Source organism: Pseudomonas sp. Pseusp16 (assembly GCF_047324915.1).
Classification (GTDB): Bacteria; Pseudomonadota; Gammaproteobacteria; order Pseudomonadales; family Pseudomonadaceae; genus Aquipseudomonas; species Aquipseudomonas fluorescens_CD.
Genome location: NZ_CP168522.1, coordinates 371,775 through 393,215, shown reverse-complemented (window position 1 = coordinate 393,215; position 21,441 = coordinate 371,775). Strand labels below are relative to the sequence as shown.

Annotated in this window: 22 protein-coding genes; 14 read left to right on the top strand and 8 right to left on the bottom strand. The window is 59.5% G+C overall.

Features of this window, described 5'->3' with window-relative positions; translation table 11 throughout:
- Window positions 1–228 precede the first annotated feature (228 nt).
- The 3 genes from ACEN8Q_RS01645 to ACEN8Q_RS01635 all read left to right on the top strand — a co-directional run bounded on the left by ACEN8Q_RS01645 (window position 229) and on the right by ACEN8Q_RS01635 (window position 1,327).
- Complete coding sequence (locus tag ACEN8Q_RS01645; protein WP_413423094.1) at window positions 229–591, top strand: hypothetical protein; 363 nt, start codon at window positions 229–231, stop codon at window positions 589–591.
- A 234-nt stretch (window positions 592–825) separates the two neighbouring features.
- On the top strand, window positions 826–1,020 hold the full coding sequence (locus ACEN8Q_RS01640; protein WP_413704394.1) for a hypothetical protein: 195 nt from the start codon (window positions 826–828) through the stop codon (window positions 1,018–1,020).
- A 115-nt stretch (window positions 1,021–1,135) separates the two neighbouring features.
- Window positions 1,136–1,327 (top strand): hypothetical protein, encoded by a 192-nt coding sequence (locus ACEN8Q_RS01635; protein ID WP_413423092.1) that lies wholly within the window; start codon window positions 1,136–1,138, stop codon window positions 1,325–1,327.
- Here ACEN8Q_RS01635 and ACEN8Q_RS01630 read toward each other — a convergent pair.
- Window positions 1,324–2,385, bottom strand: coding sequence for an AI-2E family transporter (locus ACEN8Q_RS01630; RefSeq protein WP_413423090.1), 1,062 nt, complete (start codon window positions 2,383–2,385; stop codon window positions 1,324–1,326). The two genes, ACEN8Q_RS01635 and ACEN8Q_RS01630, sit on opposite strands and share 4 nt — an antisense overlap.
- A gap of 160 nt (window positions 2,386–2,545) precedes the next feature.
- Between ACEN8Q_RS01630 and yegQ the strand changes: the two genes are divergently transcribed.
- Complete coding sequence (yegQ, locus tag ACEN8Q_RS01625; RefSeq protein ID WP_413704393.1) at window positions 2,546–3,871, top strand: tRNA 5-hydroxyuridine modification protein YegQ; 1,326 nt, start codon at window positions 2,546–2,548, stop codon at window positions 3,869–3,871.
- 41 nt (window positions 3,872–3,912) lie between these two features.
- On the opposite strand, the gene ACEN8Q_RS01620 is transcribed toward yegQ, so the two are convergent.
- Window positions 3,913–4,776: a LysR family transcriptional regulator gene (locus ACEN8Q_RS01620; protein WP_413704392.1), complete on the bottom strand. Its 864-nt coding sequence runs from the start codon at window positions 4,774–4,776 to the stop codon at window positions 3,913–3,915.
- Between the two features lie 96 nt (window positions 4,777–4,872).
- Here ACEN8Q_RS01620 and ACEN8Q_RS01615 point away from each other — a divergent pair, with 96 nt between their 5' ends.
- Entirely contained in the window at window positions 4,873–5,784 is a 912-nt protein-coding gene (locus ACEN8Q_RS01615; protein ID WP_413423084.1) for a DMT family transporter, read from the top strand.
- Window positions 5,785–5,946: 162 nt separating this feature from the next.
- Here ACEN8Q_RS01615 and ACEN8Q_RS01610 read toward each other — a convergent pair whose 3' ends face one another.
- Complete coding sequence (locus tag ACEN8Q_RS01610; RefSeq protein WP_413423082.1) at window positions 5,947–6,657, bottom strand: FadR/GntR family transcriptional regulator; 711 nt, start codon at window positions 6,655–6,657, stop codon at window positions 5,947–5,949.
- Window positions 6,658–6,937: 280 nt separating this feature from the next.
- Between ACEN8Q_RS01610 and ACEN8Q_RS01605 the strand changes: the two genes are divergently transcribed.
- The 3 genes from ACEN8Q_RS01605 to ampC all read left to right on the top strand — a co-directional run bounded on the left by ACEN8Q_RS01605 (window position 6,938) and on the right by ampC (window position 10,904).
- On the top strand, window positions 6,938–8,284 hold the full coding sequence (locus ACEN8Q_RS01605) for an MFS transporter (RefSeq protein ID WP_413423080.1): 1,347 nt from the start codon (window positions 6,938–6,940) through the stop codon (window positions 8,282–8,284).
- 24 nt (window positions 8,285–8,308) lie between these two features.
- Entirely contained in the window at window positions 8,309–9,652 is a 1,344-nt protein-coding gene (gene gudD / locus ACEN8Q_RS01600) for a glucarate dehydratase (protein ID WP_413704391.1), read from the top strand.
- Between the two features lie 142 nt (window positions 9,653–9,794).
- The gene (gene ampC / locus ACEN8Q_RS01595; protein ID WP_413705462.1) at window positions 9,795–10,904 is read left to right on the top strand and encodes a class C beta-lactamase; all 1,110 of its coding nucleotides are present in this window, start codon (window positions 9,795–9,797) and stop codon (window positions 10,902–10,904) included.
- 50 nt (window positions 10,905–10,954) lie between these two features.
- Here the strand turns inward: ampC and ACEN8Q_RS01590 are convergent, their stop codons facing one another.
- Window positions 10,955–11,302, bottom strand: coding sequence for a DUF6124 family protein (locus ACEN8Q_RS01590; RefSeq protein ID WP_413705461.1), 348 nt, complete (start codon window positions 11,300–11,302; stop codon window positions 10,955–10,957).
- Window positions 11,303–11,825: 523 nt separating this feature from the next.
- On the opposite strand from ACEN8Q_RS01590, the gene ACEN8Q_RS01585 reads away from it, so the two are divergent.
- Both ACEN8Q_RS01585 and ACEN8Q_RS01580 read left to right on the top strand, forming a co-directional pair.
- The gene (locus tag ACEN8Q_RS01585) at window positions 11,826–13,193 is read left to right on the top strand and encodes an AAA family ATPase (RefSeq protein WP_413704390.1); all 1,368 of its coding nucleotides are present in this window, start codon (window positions 11,826–11,828) and stop codon (window positions 13,191–13,193) included.
- Window positions 13,186–13,821 (top strand): TIGR02646 family protein, encoded by a 636-nt coding sequence (locus ACEN8Q_RS01580; RefSeq protein WP_413423074.1) that lies wholly within the window; start codon window positions 13,186–13,188, stop codon window positions 13,819–13,821. The genes ACEN8Q_RS01585 and ACEN8Q_RS01580 overlap by 8 nt, the downstream gene beginning before the upstream one ends.
- Before the next feature lie 76 nt (window positions 13,822–13,897).
- Here ACEN8Q_RS01580 and ACEN8Q_RS01575 read toward each other — a convergent pair whose 3' ends face one another.
- On the bottom strand, window positions 13,898–14,458 hold the full coding sequence (locus tag ACEN8Q_RS01575; RefSeq protein WP_413423072.1) for a DUF4174 domain-containing protein: 561 nt from the start codon (window positions 14,456–14,458) through the stop codon (window positions 13,898–13,900).
- 172 nt (window positions 14,459–14,630) lie between these two features.
- On the opposite strand from ACEN8Q_RS01575, the gene ACEN8Q_RS01570 reads away from it, so the two are divergent.
- A complete protein-coding gene (locus ACEN8Q_RS01570) occupies window positions 14,631–14,999 on the top strand; it encodes a VOC family protein (RefSeq protein ID WP_413705460.1) in 369 nt (122 codons plus the stop codon).
- 20 nt (window positions 15,000–15,019) lie between these two features.
- On the opposite strand, the gene ACEN8Q_RS01565 is transcribed toward ACEN8Q_RS01570, so the two are convergent.
- Entirely contained in the window at window positions 15,020–15,805 is a 786-nt protein-coding gene (locus ACEN8Q_RS01565; RefSeq protein WP_413423070.1) for a sulfite exporter TauE/SafE family protein, read from the bottom strand.
- 255 nt (window positions 15,806–16,060) lie between these two features.
- Between ACEN8Q_RS01565 and ACEN8Q_RS01560 the strand changes: the two genes are divergently transcribed.
- Together ACEN8Q_RS01560 and ACEN8Q_RS01555 are read left to right on the top strand one after the other, a co-directional pair.
- Window positions 16,061–16,882, top strand: coding sequence for an aldo/keto reductase (locus ACEN8Q_RS01560; protein ID WP_413423068.1), 822 nt, complete (start codon window positions 16,061–16,063; stop codon window positions 16,880–16,882).
- 29 nt (window positions 16,883–16,911) lie between these two features.
- Entirely contained in the window at window positions 16,912–17,382 is a 471-nt protein-coding gene (locus ACEN8Q_RS01555) for a DUF1810 domain-containing protein (protein ID WP_413423066.1), read from the top strand.
- Here the strand turns inward: ACEN8Q_RS01555 and ACEN8Q_RS01550 are convergent.
- Complete coding sequence (locus tag ACEN8Q_RS01550; RefSeq protein ID WP_413704389.1) at window positions 17,347–19,707, bottom strand: DNA polymerase II; 2,361 nt, start codon at window positions 19,705–19,707, stop codon at window positions 17,347–17,349. The genes ACEN8Q_RS01555 and ACEN8Q_RS01550 overlap by 36 nt on opposite strands.
- 331 nt (window positions 19,708–20,038) lie before the next feature.
- On the opposite strand from ACEN8Q_RS01550, the gene ACEN8Q_RS01545 reads away from it, so the two are divergent.
- Window positions 20,039–20,479: a CBS domain-containing protein gene (locus ACEN8Q_RS01545; protein WP_413423062.1), complete on the top strand. Its 441-nt coding sequence runs from the start codon at window positions 20,039–20,041 to the stop codon at window positions 20,477–20,479.
- Between the two features lie 127 nt (window positions 20,480–20,606).
- On the opposite strand, the gene ACEN8Q_RS01540 is transcribed toward ACEN8Q_RS01545, so the two are convergent.
- The gene (locus ACEN8Q_RS01540) at window positions 20,607–21,230 is read right to left on the bottom strand and encodes a glutathione S-transferase (RefSeq protein WP_413423060.1); all 624 of its coding nucleotides are present in this window, start codon (window positions 21,228–21,230) and stop codon (window positions 20,607–20,609) included.
- Window positions 21,231–21,441: the final 211 nt, after the last annotated feature.

Sequence of the window (21,441 nt, the reverse complement as noted above, 5' to 3'; positions counted from 1 at the left end):
GCACTTTTCGGATGGACGGGATTAGCCCGCCATCGGGTTCTGATCGATCATATAAGCCTGTGCGCACGGGCTTGAACGGGTCGGTAAGAAAGTCGGTACAGACCTTACACAAAATTTACCCAACGGCCGTGCTGTTTTTCAGAAAAACGCTGTCTTAGAAGTATCCCCGCGACAATCCTTGGGTCTATTGCAGACACAAGCGCCGGGCTGAAGAACCGAGGAACTATCATGATCCGTAAAGTCCCCACAGTAGCCTTGCTGATCGGCGCCCTCGCTATCGCAGGACAGGCGCAAGCCCATGGTGGCGGTAATTACTGGCAAGGCCCGGCGGTGTTTGGCGCGATCGTCGGTACTGCCATTGTCGGCTCGGCCCTGATCAACGCGAACCGACCGGTCTATGTCGCACCGCAACCGGTCTACTACCAGCCCGCGCCGGCCTATTACGCACCACCGCCTCCGGTTTACTACCAGCCGGCTCCGGTCTACGTGCAACAACCGATCTACTACCGTCCGGCGCCGGTTTACTACGGACCACCCCATGGTTACTACTACGGTCCGCCACGCGGCTACTACGGACACGGTCGCTGGTAACGGGCTCACCCGGCCCCGCTGAAACAGCGGGGCTTTTTTATGCCCGTTTGTCGGTGCAGGTCTGGAAAAATCTCGCCAAGGTCGCTATCGGGACAGTGCGCGTGGTGGAAATTGGCAAGATGGACTGACCCGTTTTCTGCCGCGCAGCGCAAAACGGTCATATTTTTGTCATGACAGTTCCGCAAGCTCGGGGCTGTCCGTCGATAACAGGTTGATAACAACAAGGACGACCACATGCCAACGCAAAACCCGCACCGCATCGTCGGTCTGTGCACCTCCAGCAAGGTCTACAACGCACTGACCGAACTCAAGCACCTGGAAGGTCATCGCAGCGCCAAGTTTCTCTCGCTGTTGACGCAAAACCTGGTGCGCAAGGGCCTGCTCAACGAGCAGGAAGTGATTCATATGCTCGATCAGGTGGTCAACTGACCGACCAACGGTCGTTTGCCCCCGCTGGCATCAATGACCACTATCGAAAGCGTTGATTACCCCTCAAGGCACCCGGACCTTAAAGTAACTCCACAGATTGATGGAGGTACTTGTCATGTCCCAGGTTCAAATCATGTCCGTTATCGGCAGCGCCGTCCCCCCACAGCTCAGAGAGATGGGCATGCTCGCCTGCTGGTATCTGGTGCAGGATGGCGTGCAGATCAGCGGTCCGCTCACTTCGCTGCCCGCCGCCCAGGCGCTGTCGCAACGCATCGGTACCGCGCAGTCGGGCAGGTTCAGCGCCTAAGGCAGCTGCACCCGCGGTTTGGTTTCGATGAAAATGGCCCAGCTCGACATGAACAGGGCCGCGATCAACGGCCCGATGACAAAGCCGTTCAAGCCGAAAACCGCCAGGCCGCCAAGGGTCGAGATCAGGATCATGTAGTCCGGCATCCTGGTGTCCTTGCCCACCAGCAACGGCCTGAGCAGGTTATCCACCAGCCCGATCACGAAGGTCCCGAACAGCCCCAGCACCACGCCCTGCCAGATCGCCCCGGTGAGCAGGAAAAACACCGCCACCGGCGCCCAGACTATTCCCGCCCCCACCGCCGGCAGTAGCGACAGAAACGCCATCAACACCGCCCAGAGCAACACACTGGGAATGTCCAGAAACCAGAAAATCAGACCGCCCAGCACGCCTTGCGTGATGGCCACCAGCAGGTTGCCCTTCACCGTGGCCCGCACCACACGATTGAACTTGAGCTGCAAACGGCGTTTCTGCTGTTCCTGCAACGGCACCGCCATGCGTACCTTGCGCGCCAGTTCCGCACCGTCACGCAGGAAGAAGAACAGCAAGTACAGCATGATGAAGAAACTGACGATGAACTCGAACGTGCCCTGGCCGAAACTGAACGCCTGGGAGGCCAGCACCTGCCCGCCGGTCATCGCGCTTTTGACGATTTTCTCTCGCAGCCCATTCAACTCGCCCATGCCGAAGCGATCCAGCAGGTGCTGGAAATACGGCGGCAGGCTGTGCTTGAACTGCGCCACGTACCCGGCAATGTCGAGCTCGCCGCTCTCGACGCTTTTGTAGAGTGTCGCGCCCTCCTGAACCAGCAAGGCGCTGGTGATGATCACCGGCAGAATCGCAATCACCAGGCAAATGCTCAATGTGCACAGCGACGTGAGGTTGCGTTGCCAGCCGAACTTCAATTGCAGCCGACGCTGCAGTGGCGCAAAGACGATGCCGAGGATCACCGCCCAGAACACCGCGCCGTAGAACGGCAGCAGGATCCAGATGAAGGCCGCGCTGACCAGCACCAGCAAAACCGTCAGCGATTTGTCCTGCAGGGTCGTTTCGTTCATGTCCGTTCCGTGCCAGCGGGGACGAAAAACTTCCGCCCTGATGTTTAGTCCGCTGCAGCTCGCGCGAGTGCCATCGGTTTGTTGATCTGGTATGGATCCAGGTCAATAAAACCCCGGCACAAGGCATTTACCCTACGCGGCTTTTGCGATCGACTCCGCCATGAACCTCACCGCACCAGAACTGCTCGCCCCCGCCGGCACCCTGAAAAACATGCGTTACGCCTTCGCCTACGGCGCCGATGCCGTGTACGCCGGCCAGCCGCGCTACAGCCTGCGGGTGCGCAACAACGAATTCGACCACGCCAACCTGGCCCTTGGCATTCGCGAAGCACAGGCTCAGGGCAAGCGCTTCTACGTGGTGGTGAACATCGCGCCGCACAACGCCAAGCTCAAGACCTTCCTCAAGGACCTTGAACCGGTGATCGCGATGGCCCCGGATGCGCTGATCATGTCCGACCCCGGCCTGATCATGCTGGTGCGCCGGCACTATCGGCAGATGCCGATCCACCTTTCGGTGCAGGCCAATACCGTGAACTGGGCAAGTGTCGAGTTCTGGCAGCAGCAAGGCTTGAGCCGGATCATCCTGTCGCGGGAGCTTTCACTGGAGGAAATCGCCGAGATTCGCCAGCAAGTGCCTGCCATGGAACTGGAAGTGTTCGTGCACGGCGCGTTGTGCATGGCCTATTCCGGGCGCTGCCTGCTGTCGGGCTACATGAACCGGCGCGATGCCAATCAGGGCACCTGCACCAACGCCTGTCGCTGGAAATACTCGGCGCAGCCGGCCATGGAAAACCAGCTCGGCGAGATCGTCCGGACATTCGAACCCGAACCGACCCTGGGCATCGGCGCGCCCACCGATCAGGTATTCCTGTTGCAGGAAGCCAATCGTCCCGGGGAACAGATGCCCGCCTTCGAAGACGAGCACGGCACTTACATCATGAACGCCAAGGACCTGCGCGCCGTGCAGCACGTCGAACGCCTGACGCACATGGGCGTGCATTCCCTGAAAATCGAAGGCCGGACCAAATCCCACTTCTATTGCGCGCGCACCACCCAGGTTTATCGCCGGGCCATCGACGACGCGGCGGCGGGCCGGGCCTTCGATCGCAGCCTGATGACCGACCTGGAATCCCTCGCCCAGCGCGGCTACACCGAAGGTTTTCTGCGTCGGCATGTGCATGACGAGTACCAGAACTACCAGAACGGCAGCTCAGTGTCGGAGCGGCAACAGTTTGTCGGTGAATTGACCGGCGAGCGGCGAGATCGCCTGGCCGAAGTCAAGGTGAAGAACCGCTTCGGCCTGGGCGACCACATGGAACTGATGACGCCCAAGGGCAACTTCCACTTCGATCTGCATCTGTTGCAAAACGCCAGGGGTGAAGCGATCGACGTTGCACCGGGCGACGGGCACACCGTTTACCTGCCGATACCGGATGCGGTGGATCTGAGTTTTGGCCTGCTAATGCGAGATATCAACATGCCGTAACCCCTGTGGGAGCGGGCTTGCTCGCTCCCACAGATTCTGCGTTACGCGAACTCCTCGCGGAGCATCGCCACAAACGCCTCACGCGCCGGGTGAACCCCGGCGTTTTCGTGCCAGTAAAACAGGTTGTCGACGGCGGTCAGTTCGGGGAACTCAAACCCCGCGCACCCCGCGCCTTTGGCGTATTGGTCAAAGATCCCCTTGGGCACCAGTGCCACGCCAGCCCCGGCGCTGACACAACCGACAATCGCGCCATAACTGGCCAGGCTGACAATCGGCAGCGCCTGCCCCTGGCGCAGTAACCAATGCTCCAGCGCCGCCCGGTACGGACAGCCCTGGGGCCACATGAACACGGTCTGGTCCTGCAAATCGCTGATGTCCCGCAGCGGCCCCAGGGATGTCGAGGCGATCAGCAGCAAGTCTTCGCGGTACATCGGCGTGCGCTTGAGGTGCGAACGCTCGACATCCACCGCCACGATTGCACCGTCGAGTTTGTGATTGAGCGTGTCGTCGAGCAACTGCCCCCAGGAGCCGGTGGTCAGTTCCAGCGCTACCTGCGGGAAACGCTTGTGGAATTTCGCCAGCAGACGCGGCAAACGCCCGGTGGCCGACGACTCGATGGCCCCGATGCGCAACGGCCCGGAGGGTTCGGCCGACGGGTCGACCGCGCGTTTGGCCTCGGCGGTGAGGGCGAGAATTTTCGAGGCGTAGGCCAGGAAGGTCTGCCCCGACGGGCTGATGCGCAGCCCTCGCCCCTCTCGCAGAAACAGCGCGACACCCAGTTCGGCCTCAAGGGCCTTGATCCGTGCCGTGATGTTCGACGGCACGCAATGCAGCACATCAGCTGCACGGGCGATGCTGCCGACCTCGGCCACGGTCTTGAACATGCGAATCTGTGCCAGCTCCATACATCACCAAAAGTGAACGGTTAGCGCAGTATAAGTCAGTTGTGGCGAACGATGCGCTTTCTGATACTCGGTGCATCCGCCCACAGGTGCACGACCATGACACCGCTCAACCCCTCCCCCGTATCACCCTGGAAAATCATCCTGGCCATGGCGTTTGTCGTGGTGTGCTGGGGATTCTCCCCGACCGGCATTCATATCGGCTTGCAAGCCTACGACCCCGCGCACCTGGCACTCCTGCGCTTCCTGCTGGCCTCCGCGTTCATGGCCGTGGTCGCGATATTCAAGGGCATCCGCCTGCCCAGCCTGCGAGACCTGCCGCTGATGTTCGGCCTGGGATTCTTTGCCGTGAGCCTGCACCACGTGGCGATCAATTTCGGGCAACAGGGTGTCAGCGCCGGCGCTTCGAGCGTCCTGGCCCAGACCACGCCGCTGTTCAGCACGCTGATCGCGCGCTTCGTGTTCAAGGATCAGGTAAGCCTGTGGCGCTGGGGTTGTGTGCTGCTCGGGTTGTTTGGCGTGGTGATAGTGGTGGCCGGCGATCATGGCCTGGGCAGCCTCGATGCCCACGGCTTGCTGATCCTGCTGGCGGCGGTGTCCTGGAGTCTCTACTTCGCCCTGCAAAAACATCACACCGGGCGTTACGACGGGCTGACACTGGTGTGTTACACGGTGTGGTCCGGGACGGCGCTGTTGTTGATCTTTCTGCCCGGCCTTATGGATCAGGTCGCCCGGGCGCCGCTGCACGTACAGTTCGCCGTATTCACCCTGGGGATTTTCCCGAGTGCCCTGGCGTACCTGGCCTGGGCCTATGTACTGGCGCATGTCGATTTGAGTCGGGCAACGATGACCCTGTATCTGACGCCGCCGACGGCGATGGTGATTGCGTCTTATGCGCTCGGCGAGCGGCCGACGCTGATGATCGTGGTCGGCGGGTTGGTGGTGTTGGCAAGTGTGCTGGCGTTGAATCTGGAGCGGCGGCCTGTGGTTGTTCAGGTTGCTCGGGTCTGATCCATGCTTTGCGCCGTCTGGGCCGGCGCCTTCGCGAGCAAGCCCGCTCCCACAGGTTGTGATGTGTGCTCAAGAACTGCGGCAAACATAAAACCCTGTGGGAGCGGGCTTGCTCGCGAAGAACGATGATTGGGTGTCACTGACAAAACACCCAAATAGCAGTCAGCTGGGCGAAAACCGGTCGCGACTGTTGGTCAGGTGCAGCCACATGGCCGCCCGCGCCGCATCCGGGTCCTGGCGCCTGATGGCATTGAGGATCGCCTCGTGCTCGAGGTTGGCCAACTCGCCGAGCTTGCTCAAGTCCACTGCACCACGCTCGGCGGCGTTGACCCGGGTGCGCGGGATCATGGCACTGCCCAGGTGCTGCATGATTTCGGTGAAGCACAGGTTGCCGGTGGCTTCGGCGATCAGCAGATGAAAACGCCGGTCCGCTTCGACACAACTGTCGTTGTTGGCCAGCAGGCTTTGATAGTCATCCAGCGCTTCACGCATCTGCACCAGTTGCAGATCGGTGCGGCGAGTCGCCGCCAGTGCGGCCGCCTGGGTTTCCAGGCCCATGCGCAACTCCAGAATGCTGCGCACCCCCAACGCCGTGTCGACATTCAGCCGCAGCCCCTGCTCCGGTGCGCGCTCGATCACAAACGTGCCAATGCCGTGCCGGGTTTCCACCAGCCCCGAGGCCTGCAACTTGGAGATCGCCTCACGCACCACCGTACGACTGACCCCGTGCTCCTGAACGATGGTGTTCTCCGACGGCAACTTGTCACCTGGCAACATCTGGCCGAGCAGGATGCGCTGGGTCAGTTTTTCCACCAGGTCATGGGCCAGGTTGTGGCTGCGCTTGCGGGCGGGTGCTTCGAGGTCGTCTTGCATGAGGATGTCCGGAAATCAGGGCTATCGAATCGTAGCACCGCGCCTGGCGGGAATCCTGAAAAATCTCGCTCAGCTTGTATGACAACACTCAACATCCAGCCCATATCCAGACAGCAAAAACGCCAGAAGGCATCACCAGCAGAATAAAAAACCTCTGCAAACGCGCTATTTTGTTGGATGAACGTGGTTGCGCGATGAAAAAATCTAGTTGTATGATGTCTAGCAACAATGCAGCACCCAGCCCTACCCCGCATAAAAATAACGAGTGGGAGAAAACGCAGTGAATACATCCATCTCCGGGATGCACGACGACGCCAGTTCAGCGCTGAAGTCGGCCATCGCCAAAGTCAAACGTCACGTCTTGCCGCTGTTCGTCATCATGTTCATCGTCAATTACATTGATCGCGTGAACATCGGCTTCGTCCGCGCCCACATGGAACACGACCTGGGTATTGGCGCTGCCGCCTACGGCCTCGGTGCCGGTCTGTTTTTCATCGGCTATGCCCTGTTCGAAGTGCCCTCCAACATCCTTCTGCAAAAAGTCGGCGCGCGTATCTGGCTGACCCGCATCATGCTGACCTGGGGCCTGGTCGCCGCGAGCATGGCGTTCATCCAGAACGAAACCCACTTCTATATCCTGCGCTTTCTGCTGGGCGTGGCCGAAGCCGGGTTCTTCCCCGGGGTGATCTACTACTTCACCCGCTGGTTGCCCGGCGCGGAGCGTGGCAAGGCGATTGCCATTTTCCTCAGCGGCTCGGCGGTCGCGTCGCTGATCTCCGGCCCGCTGTCCGGTTTGCTCCTGCAAATCGAAGGGCTGGGCCTGCACGGTTGGCAATGGATGTATTTCATCGAGGGCATGTTCTCGGTGGGGTTGTGCGTGTTTGTCTGGTTCTGGCTGGACTCCAGGCCCCACGATGCCAAATGGCTGAGCCGTGAGGAGCAGGATGCGCTGGTCAAGGCCATCGACGACGAACAACTGGCCCGCGAAGCCGCTACGCCGATCAAGCCGTCACTGGGCAAATTGCTCAAGGATCGCCAGATCATCCTGTTCTGCCTGATCTACTTCTTTATCCAGCTGACCATCTACGCCGCGACCTTCTGGCTGCCGAGCATCATCAAGAAGATGGGCGACCTGAGCGACATCCAGGTCGGGCTGTTCAACTCGATTCCGTGGTTGCTGTCGATTGTCGGCATGTACGCCTTCGCATCGCTGTCGGCCAAATGGAAACACCAGCAAGCCTGGGTCGCCGTGGCCCTGCTGATCGCCGCTGCCGGGATGTTCATGTCCACCACCGGCGGGCCGGTCTTCGCCTTCGTTGCGATCTGCTTTGCAGCATTGGGCTTCAAATCGGCGTCATCGTGTTTCTGGCCGATTCCCCAGGCCTATCTGGATGCACGCATCGCCGCTGGCGTCATCGCGCTGATCAACTCGGTGGGCAACCTCGGCGGCTTCGTTGCACCGACCACCTTCGGCCTGCTCGAAGAGCACACCGGCTCCATCCAGGGCGGGCTGTACGGCCTGGCCGCGACCTCGATCATCGCCGCCATCATCGTGTTTGCCGCCCGCAACACACCGAAATCCGCACCGGCCGTGGTGCAGGGCAAACCCACGCCCAACCACGCCTGAATTCCGCTTTTCAAGGACTGCAAAATGAACGCACAAGACACCGCAAAAGCCCCGATCATCACCAGCATGCAAGTGGTTCCAGTGGCCGGCCACGATGGCATGCTGCTCAACCTGAGCGGCGCCCACGGCCCGTTTTTCACCCGCAATATCGTGATCCTCAAGGACAACGCCGGCCACACTGGCGTCGGCGAAGTGCCAGGGGGCGAGCGCATTCGCCAGACCCTCGAAGACGCACGCAGCCTGGTGGTCGGCAGCCCGATCGGCACCTGGCAGAGGATACTCAACCAAGTACGCCAGACCTTCGCCGACCGCGATGCCGGTGGCCGTGGTCTGCAGACATTCGACCTGCGCATCACCATCCATGCGGTCACCGGCCTGGAAGCCGCACTGCTCGATCTGCTCGGCCAGCACCTGGACGTGCCGGTGGCCGCCCTGCTCGGCGAAGGTCAACAGCGCGATGCAGTGAAGATGCTTGGCTATCTGTTTTATGTCGGTGATCGCAACGAAACGGACCTCGCCTACCGAAGCGAGCCAGACGCCGAAAACGACTGGTTCCGCGTGCGTCACGAAAAAGCCATGACCGCCGAAGCCGTGGTCCGGCTGGCCGAGGCAGCCCACGCCCGTTACGGTTTCAAGGACTTCAAACTCAAGGGTGGCGTGCTCAGCGGCGATGCCGAAATCGAGGCGGTCACGGCCCTCGCCGAACGTTTCCCCGAGGCGCGCATCACCCTTGATCCAAATGGTGCCTGGTCACTGCAAGAAGCCATCCGCCTGTGCCGCGACCAGCATCGCGTCCTGGCCTATGCCGAAGACCCGTGCGGGGCGGAAAACGGTTACTCGGGACGCGAAGTCATGGCTGAATTCCGCCGGGCCACCGGCCTGAAAACCGCGACCAACATGATCGCCACCGACTGGCGGGAGATGGGCCACGCGATCCAGCTGCAGTCGGTCGACATTCCCCTGGCCGACCCGCACTTCTGGACCATGCAGGGCTCGGTGCGGGTGGCGCAGATGTGCCACGAATGGGGGCTGACCTGGGGTTCGCATTCCAACAACCACTTCGACATCTCCCTGGCGATGTTCACCCATGTCGCGGCGGCCGCGCCGGGCGAGATCACTGCCATCGACACCCACTGGATCTGGCAGGACGGTCAACGCCTGACCAAGGCCCCGCTGCAAATCGTCGACGGCTGCGTGCAGGTGCCGCAGAAACCGGGGCTGGGGGTCGAACTGGACATGGATCAGCTCGCCAAAGCTCATGAACTGTACAAAGGCATGGGCCTGGGCGCCCGGGATGACAGCGTGGCGATGCAGTTCCTGATTCCGGGCTGGAAGTTCGACAACAAGCGGCCGTGCCTGGTGCGTTGAAACGGCCGTTGCGCGTGGCCGCCTGTTGGCGGCCGGTTTAAAAAGCGCTCGGAGCTGAGCGCTTAACCCCCTAAAATGGCGCGCAACTGAATCAACGACGGATAAATTCAAAATGGACAGGCTGAAAACGATCGCGGCTTGCATGGCGCTGCTCGCCTCGGGCCAGTGCGTTGCACAGGATCAAATCGAGACACTGGTGAACGACGCTGTACAACCGGTGATGCAAGCCCAGGGTATTCAGGGTATGGCCGTGGCAGTCACCGTCAACGGCCAGGCGCATTACTTCAACTATGGCGTCGCTTCGAAAGAAACCGGCAAGCCCGTCACGCGAGACACCCTGTTCGAAATCGGCTCTGTCAGTAAAACCTTCACCGCCACCCTTGCCGCTTACGCCCAGGCCACGGGCAAGCTGTCGCTGTCGGACAAGGCCAGCCAGATCCTGCCGGCCCTGCACGGCAGTGCGTTCGACCACATCAGCGTGCTGCAACTGGGTACCTACAGCGCGGGTGGCTTACCGCTGCAATTTCCTGCCGAATCTGATTCGGCCGACAAGATGCTCGGTTATTACAATCATTGGAAACCGCTCTACGCCCCCGGCAGTCACCGACTGTATTCGAACCCCAGCCTCGGCCTGTTCGGCTACCTCGCCGCCCACTGCATGGGCCAGCCTTTTGATGACCTGATGGAGAAAACCCTGCTGCCGAAACTGGGCCTCAAGCACACCTATGTGCATGTGCCACAGGATCAGATGGCGCTGTACGCCCAGGGCTACAACAAGGACGGCAAGCCTGTGCGGGTCAGTCCGGGCGCGCTGGATTCCGAGGCGTACGGGGTGAAAACCAGCGCCGCAGACCTGCTGGCCTATGTCGACGCAAACATGAAGCCGGCGTCTCTGGAAAAGCCATTGCAGCAAGCCATCGCCTTGACTCACAGCGGTTACTACACCGTAGGCAACATGACCCAGGGCCTGGGTTGGGAGATGTACCGCTACCCGATCACACTGGATCATTTGCTCGACGGTAACTCCACGCCCATGGCCATGGAGGCGCATACAGTCCAGTGGCTGAACCCGCCGCAAACGCAACCGGAGAACGTACTGATCAACAAGACAGGTTCAACCGGCGGTTTCGGGGCTTACGTGGCGTTCGTGCCATCGGAGGACATCGGTATTGTGATTCTGGCCAACAAGAATTATCCCAATGCTGAGCGGGTGAAGATCGCGCATCGGATACTGGGCGCCCTGGCTCAGTAAGCCTTGCCTCCTTTTCCATAGAACAGGGCGACCTCTAGAGGTCGCTTTTTTTACTTTATCGGCGCACCTTCGGGCGGGTCGATATTGTCCAGCGCCCGGTTCACCAACAACTCGCCCACCACTGCCAATTGTTGAATCGACAGCGCCACATTGCGGTTGGAGCTTTCCAGGTTACAGGCGAGATCGGTGACCAGTACGTTCAGGGACGCGAGGGTTTCACAGGCGTGGCACAGCAGCGTTGGAGTGTCGACGTTTGGGAGGATGGTGAAAATGTGGCTGACCGGGTCGGCGTGTTTGGGGTTGCGCAAGCGAGCGCTGACGGCGGGTTCGGTGATGTCTGACAGAGGGAAATCTGAGTCGGATGAGGATTCCGGGGGATTCGGACTTAACTTTTTCATGAAGAAGTACCATTGGGGATTGTTGAGAAAACTACCCATCTCACTTCCACATGAGGGTGGCAGCTGTACGCAGGTGTGGAAGTCCAGGTCAATCCACCAAAACCCGGTGCACTCGAAAGTGCTCCCGCGCACAGCCGCCAAAACGCGGCAATGTTGACATAAAAAATGTCGACTTGCGTTCTAGGGGCATTGGTAGATGGCTTGAACCAACGGACTTCCACATCCGGCCGCTGATTTGCAGCGGCTGGCGAAGATTATCGATATGGCTCGATGGGCACCAGTTCACGGGATACGCCACGCTTTGAAGGAAATTTCCGACACATGTGAAGGCCTTTGCCCACACTCAGTTTTATGAGCATCTAGTTACAAATACCTTTTTGCTCATGACCGTTGTGATGCGGGTGAAACCGTTGTATCTATTGAGCCTCCCAAGCTAGCGAACGGCATCGGATCAATCCATTGCCGGGAATGACATAATGCGCGCTCAACTATTCAAACCGACTGACCCTAAAAGGGCGTTGTAATGGAAATTTTCAGCTTCGAGCTCAAGGATGTCGGTCGCTTCACCGAAATGACCATTTATCTGGCCCCAACCCCCAAACACCGCTCAAATGTGACGGTGCTTGTGGGAAACAACGGTGCCGGGAAAACCACCCTTTTAAAATCAATGGCCACCTCATTGAGTTGGCTAGTTGCCAGGATTCGTACCGAGAGGGGCATTGGCAGCCACCTTGCAAATGAAGACATTCGAAACGGCGCTGCAGTCGCAATCGTTTTGACTGCCGTATCAGATAGCTCGGCGGCGCAACGAAGTTCGCCCGAAGATAATCGAAAACCTGATCTCTTCAACTGGGCCATTGCTCGTGGCAGGCAAGGGCGAAAGAGCGATGTCCATAGTGAGTTAGCGGAAGCCAGCCTCCTTGCAGACCACTATCGCACTCAACTAACCATCGATGAAAAAGCCTCACTCCCACTAATCGCCTACTACCCAGTCGAACGCTCGGTTCTGGAAATCCCACTAAAAATCCGAACCAAACATACCTTCGATCAACTCGACGGTTACGACAACGCATTGAATCGTGGCGTGGACTTCCGTCGTTTCTTCGAGTGGTTCCGCGAACGCGAAGATAGCGAAAACGAGACCGGTGTATCCGATACTGCGTTATCCGAGATTTTCGCAAAGTTCGGCAATGACAGTGACATCTGGAAAACGCTTTCCCAAATGAAGGCGTCTTCCCGCGATCGTCAATTAACAGCGGTTCGCTCTGCCATCGCCGCGTTCATGCCAGGTTTTACCAACCTGAGAGTAAAGCGCAAACCACGTCTGCACATGGCGATAGACAAAGACGGCGTGACGCTTAACGTTTCCCAGCTCTCACAGGGCGAAAAGTCGATGATGGCGCTGGTCGGCGATATCGCTCGCCGATTGGCGATGATGAATCAATCTTTGGACAACCCATTGGAGGGTGATGGCATCGTCCTGATCGATGAAGTCGATTTGCACCTGCATCCCAAATGGCAACGCAGTCTGATTCGGCAGTTGAGCGAGACTTTCCCAAATTGCCAATTTGTCCTGACCACTCACTCGCCATTGGTCATCAGCGACGCGAAAGACGTGCTGTGCTACGTGCTCAATGACGGAGAATTGCAAGAGCACAATGGCCTGTATGGATTGGATGCCAACCAGGTGCTTCTGGAAGTCATGGACACCGATGTGCGTAACAGCGAAGTGCAAAAACGTCTGAATCTATTGCTCAAGCATTTGCAGGACGGTGACTTGGACGGTGCGAAAAAACTGTATTCCGAGCTTTCTCTAGAGCTGCCAGAGGGACATCTGGAACTGGCGAAAGCGGCCTTGTTGATTCGCAAGTTGGAGTTACGTCGTGCGTAAAATCGACAAAGGCATGGAGCCACCCTCGTTGACTCGCTTTAAACGCTCGAACAACACGTTGCGTTACCGGGATTTACCGCCTGAAGAAAGTCGGTCCATTCGATCATCCTGTATCTCGGAACAATACGGCTTATGCGCGTATTGCTGTCAGTCGATCACCGTTGATAGCGCTCACAACGAACACCTTGAAGCCCAGGATCGTGCGCCGAATCGAACCTTGGATTTTTCCAACATCGTCGCCAGTTGCCAACACCCGCATCAATGCGGTCATGGTCGAGGAACACGAGTGTTGCCGCTTACACCCTTGATGGCCGAATGCGAGTCCGAATTGAAGTTCTACTTATCCGGCCTGGTCGCGGGAAAGACCGAGCGGGCCAAGGTAACAATTCAGACATTGAATCTGGGTCATACCGAGCAAAGTAACAAAGGACTTGTTGGCAAACGAAAAGCGATGGTTGATGCACTCATTTATAGCCAGAGCGTACCTCCCGAAGACCTGCAATTTGAAGACGAAGAACTCCTAAGCCTGCTTTTGGAGGATCTGAAGGTTCCCGACGCGGCACAATGTCTTCAGCCGTTTTCACCCGTGCTGGTTAATGTCATCCATCAATTTCTGGCTCAACCTTGAGCTAGAGTCAGCGATTCTTCAGCTACCAGTTACGATGCTGCGCAGCGAACACAGGCTGTGCTCGCTGCAACAGGGTTCAATCATCCGGCATTTCAGGCGGTTTGGTGGGTTTGGCGGGTTTCGCCGGTTTGCTGTTTTTCCCGGCCTTGGTGCCTTTGACCGCCGGCTCGGCCTCAGCGACGGGTGCGGCCACGGTCGCCGTAAACTCTTTCTCGGCCGCCGGCTGTTGATCGACAGTACTGAAAATCTCGTCCAGCTTGATGGCGTCCGATCGCTCCAGTTTCTTTTCGCCGTCCTTGCCGACCAGAATGACCCTGGTCCTGGCGCCGACACCCAGCTTGAGCGAACGGATCAGCGCCGCCGTGTCTTGCGACCCGAGGTCCTTGCCGTCGCGCTGGCCCATCAGGTTGAGCACGGTGTAGAGCACCAGGTTGCGGTCGGTGAATCCCTTGCGATTGGCCGGCTCATCCAGCGATTTTTTCAGGCTGACCCAGGTTGGATCAACAGTGCTCGGAGCGATGACAATCAGTGGCCGGGCCCTGCCCTTGTCCATGTCCAGCGGTGAGCCGTCATCAGCGGCGAACAAGGGGCCGGCAATCGCCAGCAAAGTAGCCAGGGTCAATGACCTGATGAGCATGCGCATCTCCTTTTTGATATCCACGCTCTAATGATTGCGCATCGCGGCGATCGACGTACCGCAAATGCTTTTCGCCTTGTCCCAAGCTTAGGTCAGGGCGGTCATAGCGCAACAGGCTGAGCTAATCTGAAGACTCATGACAACCCGCATGATCCTTCGTGAGGACCTGCGCATGAGCGCTCAGTTGAACCACACCATCGTCTGGTGCCGGGACAAGCAGGTTTCGGCGAGTTTCCTGACCGGCCTCCTTGGCCTGCCCGCCCCGCAGCCCTTCGGACCCATGCTGATCGTCAAATTCGATAACGGCGTGTCACTGGATTTCTACGACAACGACCCGCCGATAGCGTCCCAGCACTACGCATTCCTGATTGGCGACGAGGATTTCGATGCGGCCTTCGCCCGCCTGCAAGCCAACGGTCAGCCGTGGTGGGCCGACCCGTGCAAGCAGCGACTGAGGGAAATCAATGATGACTCAGGAGGACGGCGGGTGTATTTCGATGACCCTGACGGGCACCTGCTGGAAATATTCACCCGCGAGTGAAGCTGGCGTGGCAGATGGAATCAGAACGCCAGTTTGTAACCGATAAACAACAGCATGGTCGCCAGGCAAGGGCGCAACAGTTCGTCGGAGATACGCCCGGTCAGGTGGCTGCCCAGGTAAATTCCCGGCAACGACCCCACCAGCAAGTAACCCAGGACGTGCCAATCCATGTTGCCCATGCTGGCATGGCCAAGGCCCGCGACCAGGGTCAGCGGCACGGCGTGGGCGATTTCAGTCCCCACCAGGCGGCGGGTCGGTAGCATCGGGTAGAGAATGAACAGTGCCACGGTGCCCAGCGCACCGGCACCGATGGACGTCAGCGCGACCATGGTGCCAAGGACCAGCCCGGTGATGACCGTCATCGCATTGAGGCGCAACCCGCTGGGGCTGTAGTTGCCACCCGCACGTTTGTGGGCGAAGTCGAGCAGACGCTTCTTGAACAGGATCGCCAGTGCCGTGGCAAACAACACAAAACCGAGGGCCTGCTTGATGATCGCGTTCATCGCCTCGGGGGCGCTGTGCAGGGTGCTGAGAAACCACAGCGTCAACGCCACCGCAGGCACGCTGCCCAGGGTCAGCCAGCCGGTGATCGCCCAGTCGATGTTGTTGTTCTTTCGGTGAACCAGTACACCGCTGGATTTGGTGATGGCGGCGTACAGCAGATCGGTACCGACCGCTGTCGCCGGATTGATGCCGAACCATAGCAGGATCGGCGTCATGAGCGACCCGCCACCCACGCCCGTCATGCCGACGATGAAGCCGACGACCAGCCCGGCGACGACCAACCCGATGTTCACTAAATCCATGAATACTTCCACAAAGATCGCAGGGGAAATCTGGCCCGCAGCATAGCGATATTTCTTATAACCAGTTATATCGATGCGATCTATCTTTATGCCTTGAACACCACCCCCCTTGTAGGAGCGAGCTTGCTCGCGATGGCGGTGTGTCAGTTGGCATCAATATCGACTGACAGTCTGTCTTCGCGAGCACTGCGGGGAACCGATGGACTATTCTGCTGCCCATTGATTTGACCATCGGCATTCATGAAGGAGGTTTGCATGCGCGCGCTTGAGTTGGCTGGCGCCAGGGTCCCGGTTATCGGCCAGGGGACCTGGCAGATGGGCGAAGACCGCTCACGGCACAAGGAAGAAGTCGCGGCACTGCGCCTGGGCATCGAACTGGGCATGACCCTGATCGACACCGCTGAAATGTACGCCGAAGGCGGCGCCGAGGAAGTGGTCCGCGATGCCATCGCCGGCCAGCGCGACAGCGTCTTTCTGGTCAGCAAGGTGTACCCGCACAACGCCAGCCGCGAGGGCATTCCCCAGGCGTGCGAACGAAGCCTGCGCAGGCTCGGCACCGACTGCATCGATCTGTACTTGTTGCATTGGCGCGGTCAGTACCGGCTGGAGGAAACGGTCGAAGCTTTCGAACGCCTGCGCGAAGCCGGCAAGATCGGTCGTTGGGGCGTGTCCAATTTCGACCTCGATGACTTGCTGGAACTGAACGCCCCGGCCTGTGCCACCAATCAGGTGCTCTACAATCTGGAGCAGCGCGGCATAGAATTTGACTTGTTACCCTGGAGTCAACAACGGCGGATGCCAGTCATGGCATACTGTCCGATCGGCCAGGGTGGAAAAATGCTCGCCAACACCACCCTCAAACAGGTGGCCGCCCGACACGAAGTGACGCCAGCACAAGTGGCGCTGGCCTGGATTCTGCGTCAGGACGACGTGATCGCCATCCCCAAAGCGGTCCGCCCCGAGCATGTGCAGCTCAACGCCCAAGCCGCCCAATTACGGCTTGAAGCCGGGGATCTGGAGGCGCTGGACCAAGCGTTTCACGCGCCACAACGCAAACAGCGGCTGGCCATGGTCTGAACCACCGCAGTCAGTCAGAGAGCTTCGCCATGAGAAGCACCGACCACCTGGACCCGTTCAATCTGCAACGCTTTCTCCAGGCTCAGGAACCGGTATTCGACCGGGTTCAGAACGAGCTGAACAATGGGCACAAGCGCAGTCACTGGATGTGGTTCATCTTTCCGCAGTTTGCCGGGCTCGGCGACAGCGAGATGTCGCGCCGCTATGCCATCCACTCGCGGGAGGAAGCATTGGCCTACCTCGAGCATCCGTTGCTGGGCGCCCGGCTACGCACCTGCACCCAGGAAGTGCTGAACATCCGGGAGCGTTCGGTGGCCGGGATTTTCGGTCATCCCGACGACCTGAAGTTTCACTCCTCGATGACCCTGTTTGCCCAGGTCGCCGTCGACGACAGCCTTTTCCAGCAAGCCTTGAACCAGTACTTCCACGGCATCCTGGATGACTGGACCTTGTCGCTGATGGACTCAAAACAGGCCCAGTTGCCCCCCAATCAGGGTTGAGAAGTCATCGTCGACAAACGGCAGTATCGCGTCCGCCACCGGTTGCAGTTGCCGGGTGATGTAGTGATCGTAATCGATGGGCGCGCTGCGCACTTCCAGCGGTTCAGGGCCGGCGACGGTGATTACGTAGCTGATCCAGCCGCCGTTCTGGTATTGCCGCGGGCGACCCTGTCGGTCGTTGTACTCGTCGGCCAGGCGCGCCGCGCGCACATGGGGCGGTACGTTTCGCTGATAGTCGTCGAGGCTGCGGCGCAGGCGTTTGCGGTAGATCAGCCGGTCATCGAACTCACCGGCCAGGGTCTTGCGCACGTAGTCACGCACATAATCCTGATAGGGCTTGCGCAGGAAGATCAGCCAATAGAGCTCCTGCTGGAATTGCCGGGCCAGCGGCGACCAGTCGGTGCGCACGGTTTCCAGGCCTTTGTAGACCATTTCGTCGCTGCCATCGGCACGGGTCACGAGTCCCGCGTAGCGCTTTTTACTGCCTTCTTCGGCGCCGCGGATGGTCGGCATCAGGAAGCGCTTGTAGTGGGTTTCGAACTGCAGTTCGAGAACGCTTTGCAAGCCGTATTCCTGCTGCACATGTTCGCGCCACCACTGATTGACGTGCGCCACCAGCGCCTGGCCGATCTGCGCCGCCTCCTGCTGACCATGGGCGCGACGCAGCCAGACGAACGTCGAATCGGTGTCGCCGTAAATCACTGCATGCCCCTGGGCCTCGATCAACTGGCGGGTGCGTAGCATGATCTCGTGCCCGCGCAAGGTGATGGACGAAGCCAGGCGCGTGTCGAAGAAGCGACAGCCGCTGGAGCCGAGCACGCCGTAGAAGGCGTTCATGATGATTTTCAGCGCCTGGGACAGCGGTGCGTTGTGTTCACGCTTGGCGGCTTCCCGGCCTTCGGCCACCCGGGCGACGATGGATGGCAGGCAATGCCGGGTTCGAGAAAAGCGTGCGCCACGAAAACCCGGCACCGACTCGCTATCGTCAGGGTGTTTGAGCCCCTCGATCAGCCCCACGGGGTCAATCAGGAAGGTTCGGATAATCGACGGATAGAGGCTTTTGTAGTCGAGCACCAGCACCGATTCGTACAGCCCCGGTTGCGAATCCATGACAAAACCGCCAGGGCTGGCTTCGGGGGGCTTGCCACCGAGGTTCGGCGCAACGAAACCCTGACGGTGCATCAGCGGCATATACAGGTGCGTGAACGCCGCCACCGAACCGCCCATGCGATCGGCCGGCAAACCGGTGACGCTGGCCCGCTCCAGCAGGAAGGTGAGCAACTCGGTCCTGGCGAAAATCCGCGTGACCAGCTCACAGTCCTTGAGGTTGTATTTGGCCAGCGCCGGTTTGTCCTCGGCGAACATGCGATTGATTTCGTCCATGCGCTGGTACGGGGTGTCGATGGACTTGCCCTCGCCGAGCAAGGTTTGCGCGACGTTTTCCAGGCTGAACGAGGGAAAACTCCAGGTCGCAGAACGCAGGGCCTCGATACCGTCGATGATCAGGCGGCCAGCCGCAGAAGCGAAGTAGTGGTTGCCGCTGCCGTGTTCGCGCCACTGCATTTCCTCACCGCCACGCCCCAGCTTCAACGGCACCGCCAGGCGCCGGGCGTGTTCGTGAAGCACCCGCAAGTCGAACTGCACGACATTCCAGCCGATGATCGCGTCGGGGTCGAACCGGGCAAACCATTCGTTGAGTTTTTTCAGCAACAGGGTCCGCGAATCGCAGTATTCGAGCAGGAAATCCACCTGGCTATCGTCGCCATTGGGCGGACCAAGCATGTACACCTGACGCTCGCCGCAGCCTTCCAGGGCAATGGAATACAACTCGCCCTGGGCCGTGGTCTCGATGTCCAGGGACACCAGCTTGAGGCTCGGCCGGTAGCCGGGATCAGGTTTCATCTGTGCGTCGAGCAGCAGGCCCTCGGCACTCGGTGTGCCACTGAAGCGCACCGGCGCGGTGATGAAGCGTTCCATCATGTAGCGTTCCGGCGGACGCACGTCGGCTTCGAACACTTCGACACCGGCCCGGCGCAGCGCGGTTTCCAGGCGGATCAACTGGCCATGTTGCTGGCAGTAAAGTCCGAGGACCGGGCGATGTTCGAAATCCAGCAGGGCCAGGGGCCTGAGCTCGACGTTCTTCTCGTCACGCAGAACGCTTTCGGCCGGCTGACGCTGCCCGGCCGGGATGAACGCCACCGACGGTTGATGCGGCAGGCGGATGTGCCGGGGACCGCTATCGGTCGCCAGCCAGAACTCGACTTCCGTACCGGCCGGGGTATCGCGCCAATGCCGGGTCAGGACGAAGCCCTGCTGTAGATCCACCACTGCAAACCTCAACGTTGATTCAGAGGGGGATTCTACCCGTCATCGGTCGGGATAGCGCGCTTGACGCCGGTATCAGCGGTCAACATCAATCCTGTGGGAGCGGGCTTGCTCGCGAAGGCGGACTACCTGCCGACAAAGATGTTGGATGGGCTGGCCTCTTCGCGAGCAAGCCCGCTCCCACAGGGTGATTTACTGGCCTGAAAAGGAGACTTACGGAAGAAAAACCGCCAAATGACGTTTTTTGCGTGTTATCTGCCGCTTTCGCCCTTGCCCTGAACGCTTGCGTCTACGATTCTTCAAGGACAACGACAACACCCGAGTAACCACCATGAAAACCGTCGCCCAACTGCTCAAGCTCAAAGATCAGAAGAATCAGGAAGTGCACCAGATCAAACCCGATCACATGGTGCTTGAAGCGCTGATGAAGATGGCCGAGAAAAACGTCGGTGCCTTGCTGGTGGTGGACAATGATGAAGTGGTGGGCATCATCAGCGAACGCGATTATGCGCGCAAACTGGTGCTGCACGGCCGCTCCTCAGTGGGCACGCCGGTACGCGACATCATGGTGTCGCCGGTGATTACCGTCGACACCCATCAAACCGTGGATACTTGCCTTGGCATCATGTCCGATAAGCGCCTGCGTCACTTGCCTGTAGTGGAAAATGGCAAATTGATCGGCCTGCTGTCGATCGGTGACCTGGTGAAGGAAGCCATTGCCGAACAGGCTGAACTGATTCGCCAGCTGGAACAGTACATTCGCGGGGAATAATTCGACACACCGAAGATCCCTTGTGGGAGCGGGCTTGCTCGCGAAAGCGTAGTGTCAGGCAGCATTAATGTTGACTGACCCACCGCCTTCGCGAGCAAGCCCGCTCCCACCTTTGGTTTTTCGGTGTTCAGGCCGGCCAATGCCGGGCGAACACCGGTGCCAGTGCCGGGTGACGATCGATGCGTTCCAGCCAGGCGAAGAACCCCGGCCGGGCAGTGCGCAAATGTTCCCGACTGCCCGCCCATCGCGAGATCACCGCCGCCAGCACATCCAGGGCCCCTGGTTTCTCGCTGCCCAGATACAACTCGCCCGAGAACTGATCGGCAAACACCTCCCAACTCCAGTGCAGGCGCCGGCGGGCTCCCGCCATGAGGTTCTGCCTGGACGACTCATCCGCCTCGACCAGCCAGCGTTCGGGGTAGTCAATGATGCCGATGGCCGCATAGCAATTGCTGGCGATGTAGGCCAGGCCACGAATGGCCTGGCCCCGCTCGGCCGGGTCTTGCGGCAACAATGCCGATGCGGGGAAGGTCAGGCCGAGGTGGATCAGGATCGCCGCGCTCTCGGTCAGCACACCGCCATCGGGTAGCTGCAAGGTCGGAATCTGTTTGAGCGGATTGAGCTTCTCCAGCGCCTGGGCCGCCTCTGCAGACGTCTCGACATCGATGAAGCGATAAGGAATATCACAGAGTTCAAGGGCGGCCTCGATGGCCGCCGCCCCGGAGTTCCGATAACCGTAGAGCTGGTACATGAACGTCTCCTTGTACACCGCGTTCTCTGTGGCGCCTCATCAACCGTCCCGGCAGACGAACACGCCAGCTATCCAGTGTAGAAGCCGCTACCCGCCACACAGCGACCGTCCGGCGATCGCACCATCACGCTCACAACAGGTATGGCGTCGTACCTATCATTGCCGTCGATGTTCACCATCACCTCAATGAAGTTCTCTTAAAAAATCCACG

What these genes read in the sequence shown, in the direction of transcription:
- ACEN8Q_RS01610 (WP_413423082.1), bottom strand. Translation starts at nt 6,657, where the DNA reads ATGCAAGACGACCTCGAAGCACCCGCCCGCAAGCGCAGCCACAACCTG.
- ACEN8Q_RS01615 (WP_413423084.1), top strand. Translation starts at nt 4,873, where the DNA reads ATGACACCGCTCAACCCCTCCCCCGTATCACCCTGGAAAATCATCCTG.
- ACEN8Q_RS01575 (WP_413423072.1), bottom strand. Translation starts at nt 14,458, where the DNA reads ATGCTCATCAGGTCATTGACCCTGGCTACTTTGCTGGCGATTGCCGGC.
- yegQ (WP_413704393.1), top strand. Translation starts at nt 2,546, where the DNA reads ATGAACCTCACCGCACCAGAACTGCTCGCCCCCGCCGGCACCCTGAAA.
- ACEN8Q_RS01630 (WP_413423090.1), bottom strand. Translation starts at nt 2,385, where the DNA reads ATGAACGAAACGACCCTGCAGGACAAATCGCTGACGGTTTTGCTGGTG.
- ACEN8Q_RS01560 (WP_413423068.1), top strand. Translation starts at nt 16,061, where the DNA reads ATGCGCGCGCTTGAGTTGGCTGGCGCCAGGGTCCCGGTTATCGGCCAG.
- ACEN8Q_RS01635 (WP_413423092.1), top strand. Translation starts at nt 1,136, where the DNA reads ATGTCCCAGGTTCAAATCATGTCCGTTATCGGCAGCGCCGTCCCCCCA.
- ACEN8Q_RS01545 (WP_413423062.1), top strand. Translation starts at nt 20,039, where the DNA reads ATGAAAACCGTCGCCCAACTGCTCAAGCTCAAAGATCAGAAGAATCAG.
- gudD (WP_413704391.1), top strand. Translation starts at nt 8,309, where the DNA reads ATGAACGCACAAGACACCGCAAAAGCCCCGATCATCACCAGCATGCAA.
- ACEN8Q_RS01555 (WP_413423066.1), top strand. Translation starts at nt 16,912, where the DNA reads ATGAGAAGCACCGACCACCTGGACCCGTTCAATCTGCAACGCTTTCTC.
- ACEN8Q_RS01570 (WP_413705460.1), top strand. Translation starts at nt 14,631, where the DNA reads ATGAGCGCTCAGTTGAACCACACCATCGTCTGGTGCCGGGACAAGCAG.
- ACEN8Q_RS01645 (WP_413423094.1), top strand. Translation starts at nt 229, where the DNA reads ATGATCCGTAAAGTCCCCACAGTAGCCTTGCTGATCGGCGCCCTCGCT.
- ACEN8Q_RS01565 (WP_413423070.1), bottom strand. Translation starts at nt 15,805, where the DNA reads ATGGATTTAGTGAACATCGGGTTGGTCGTCGCCGGGCTGGTCGTCGGC.
- ACEN8Q_RS01540 (WP_413423060.1), bottom strand. Translation starts at nt 21,230, where the DNA reads ATGTACCAGCTCTACGGTTATCGGAACTCCGGGGCGGCGGCCATCGAG.
- ACEN8Q_RS01640 (WP_413704394.1), top strand. Translation starts at nt 826, where the DNA reads ATGCCAACGCAAAACCCGCACCGCATCGTCGGTCTGTGCACCTCCAGC.
- ACEN8Q_RS01585 (WP_413704390.1), top strand. Translation starts at nt 11,826, where the DNA reads ATGGAAATTTTCAGCTTCGAGCTCAAGGATGTCGGTCGCTTCACCGAA.
- ACEN8Q_RS01590 (WP_413705461.1), bottom strand. Translation starts at nt 11,302, where the DNA reads ATGAAAAAGTTAAGTCCGAATCCCCCGGAATCCTCATCCGACTCAGAT.
- ACEN8Q_RS01620 (WP_413704392.1), bottom strand. Translation starts at nt 4,776, where the DNA reads ATGGAGCTGGCACAGATTCGCATGTTCAAGACCGTGGCCGAGGTCGGC.
- ampC (WP_413705462.1), top strand. Translation starts at nt 9,795, where the DNA reads ATGGCGCTGCTCGCCTCGGGCCAGTGCGTTGCACAGGATCAAATCGAG.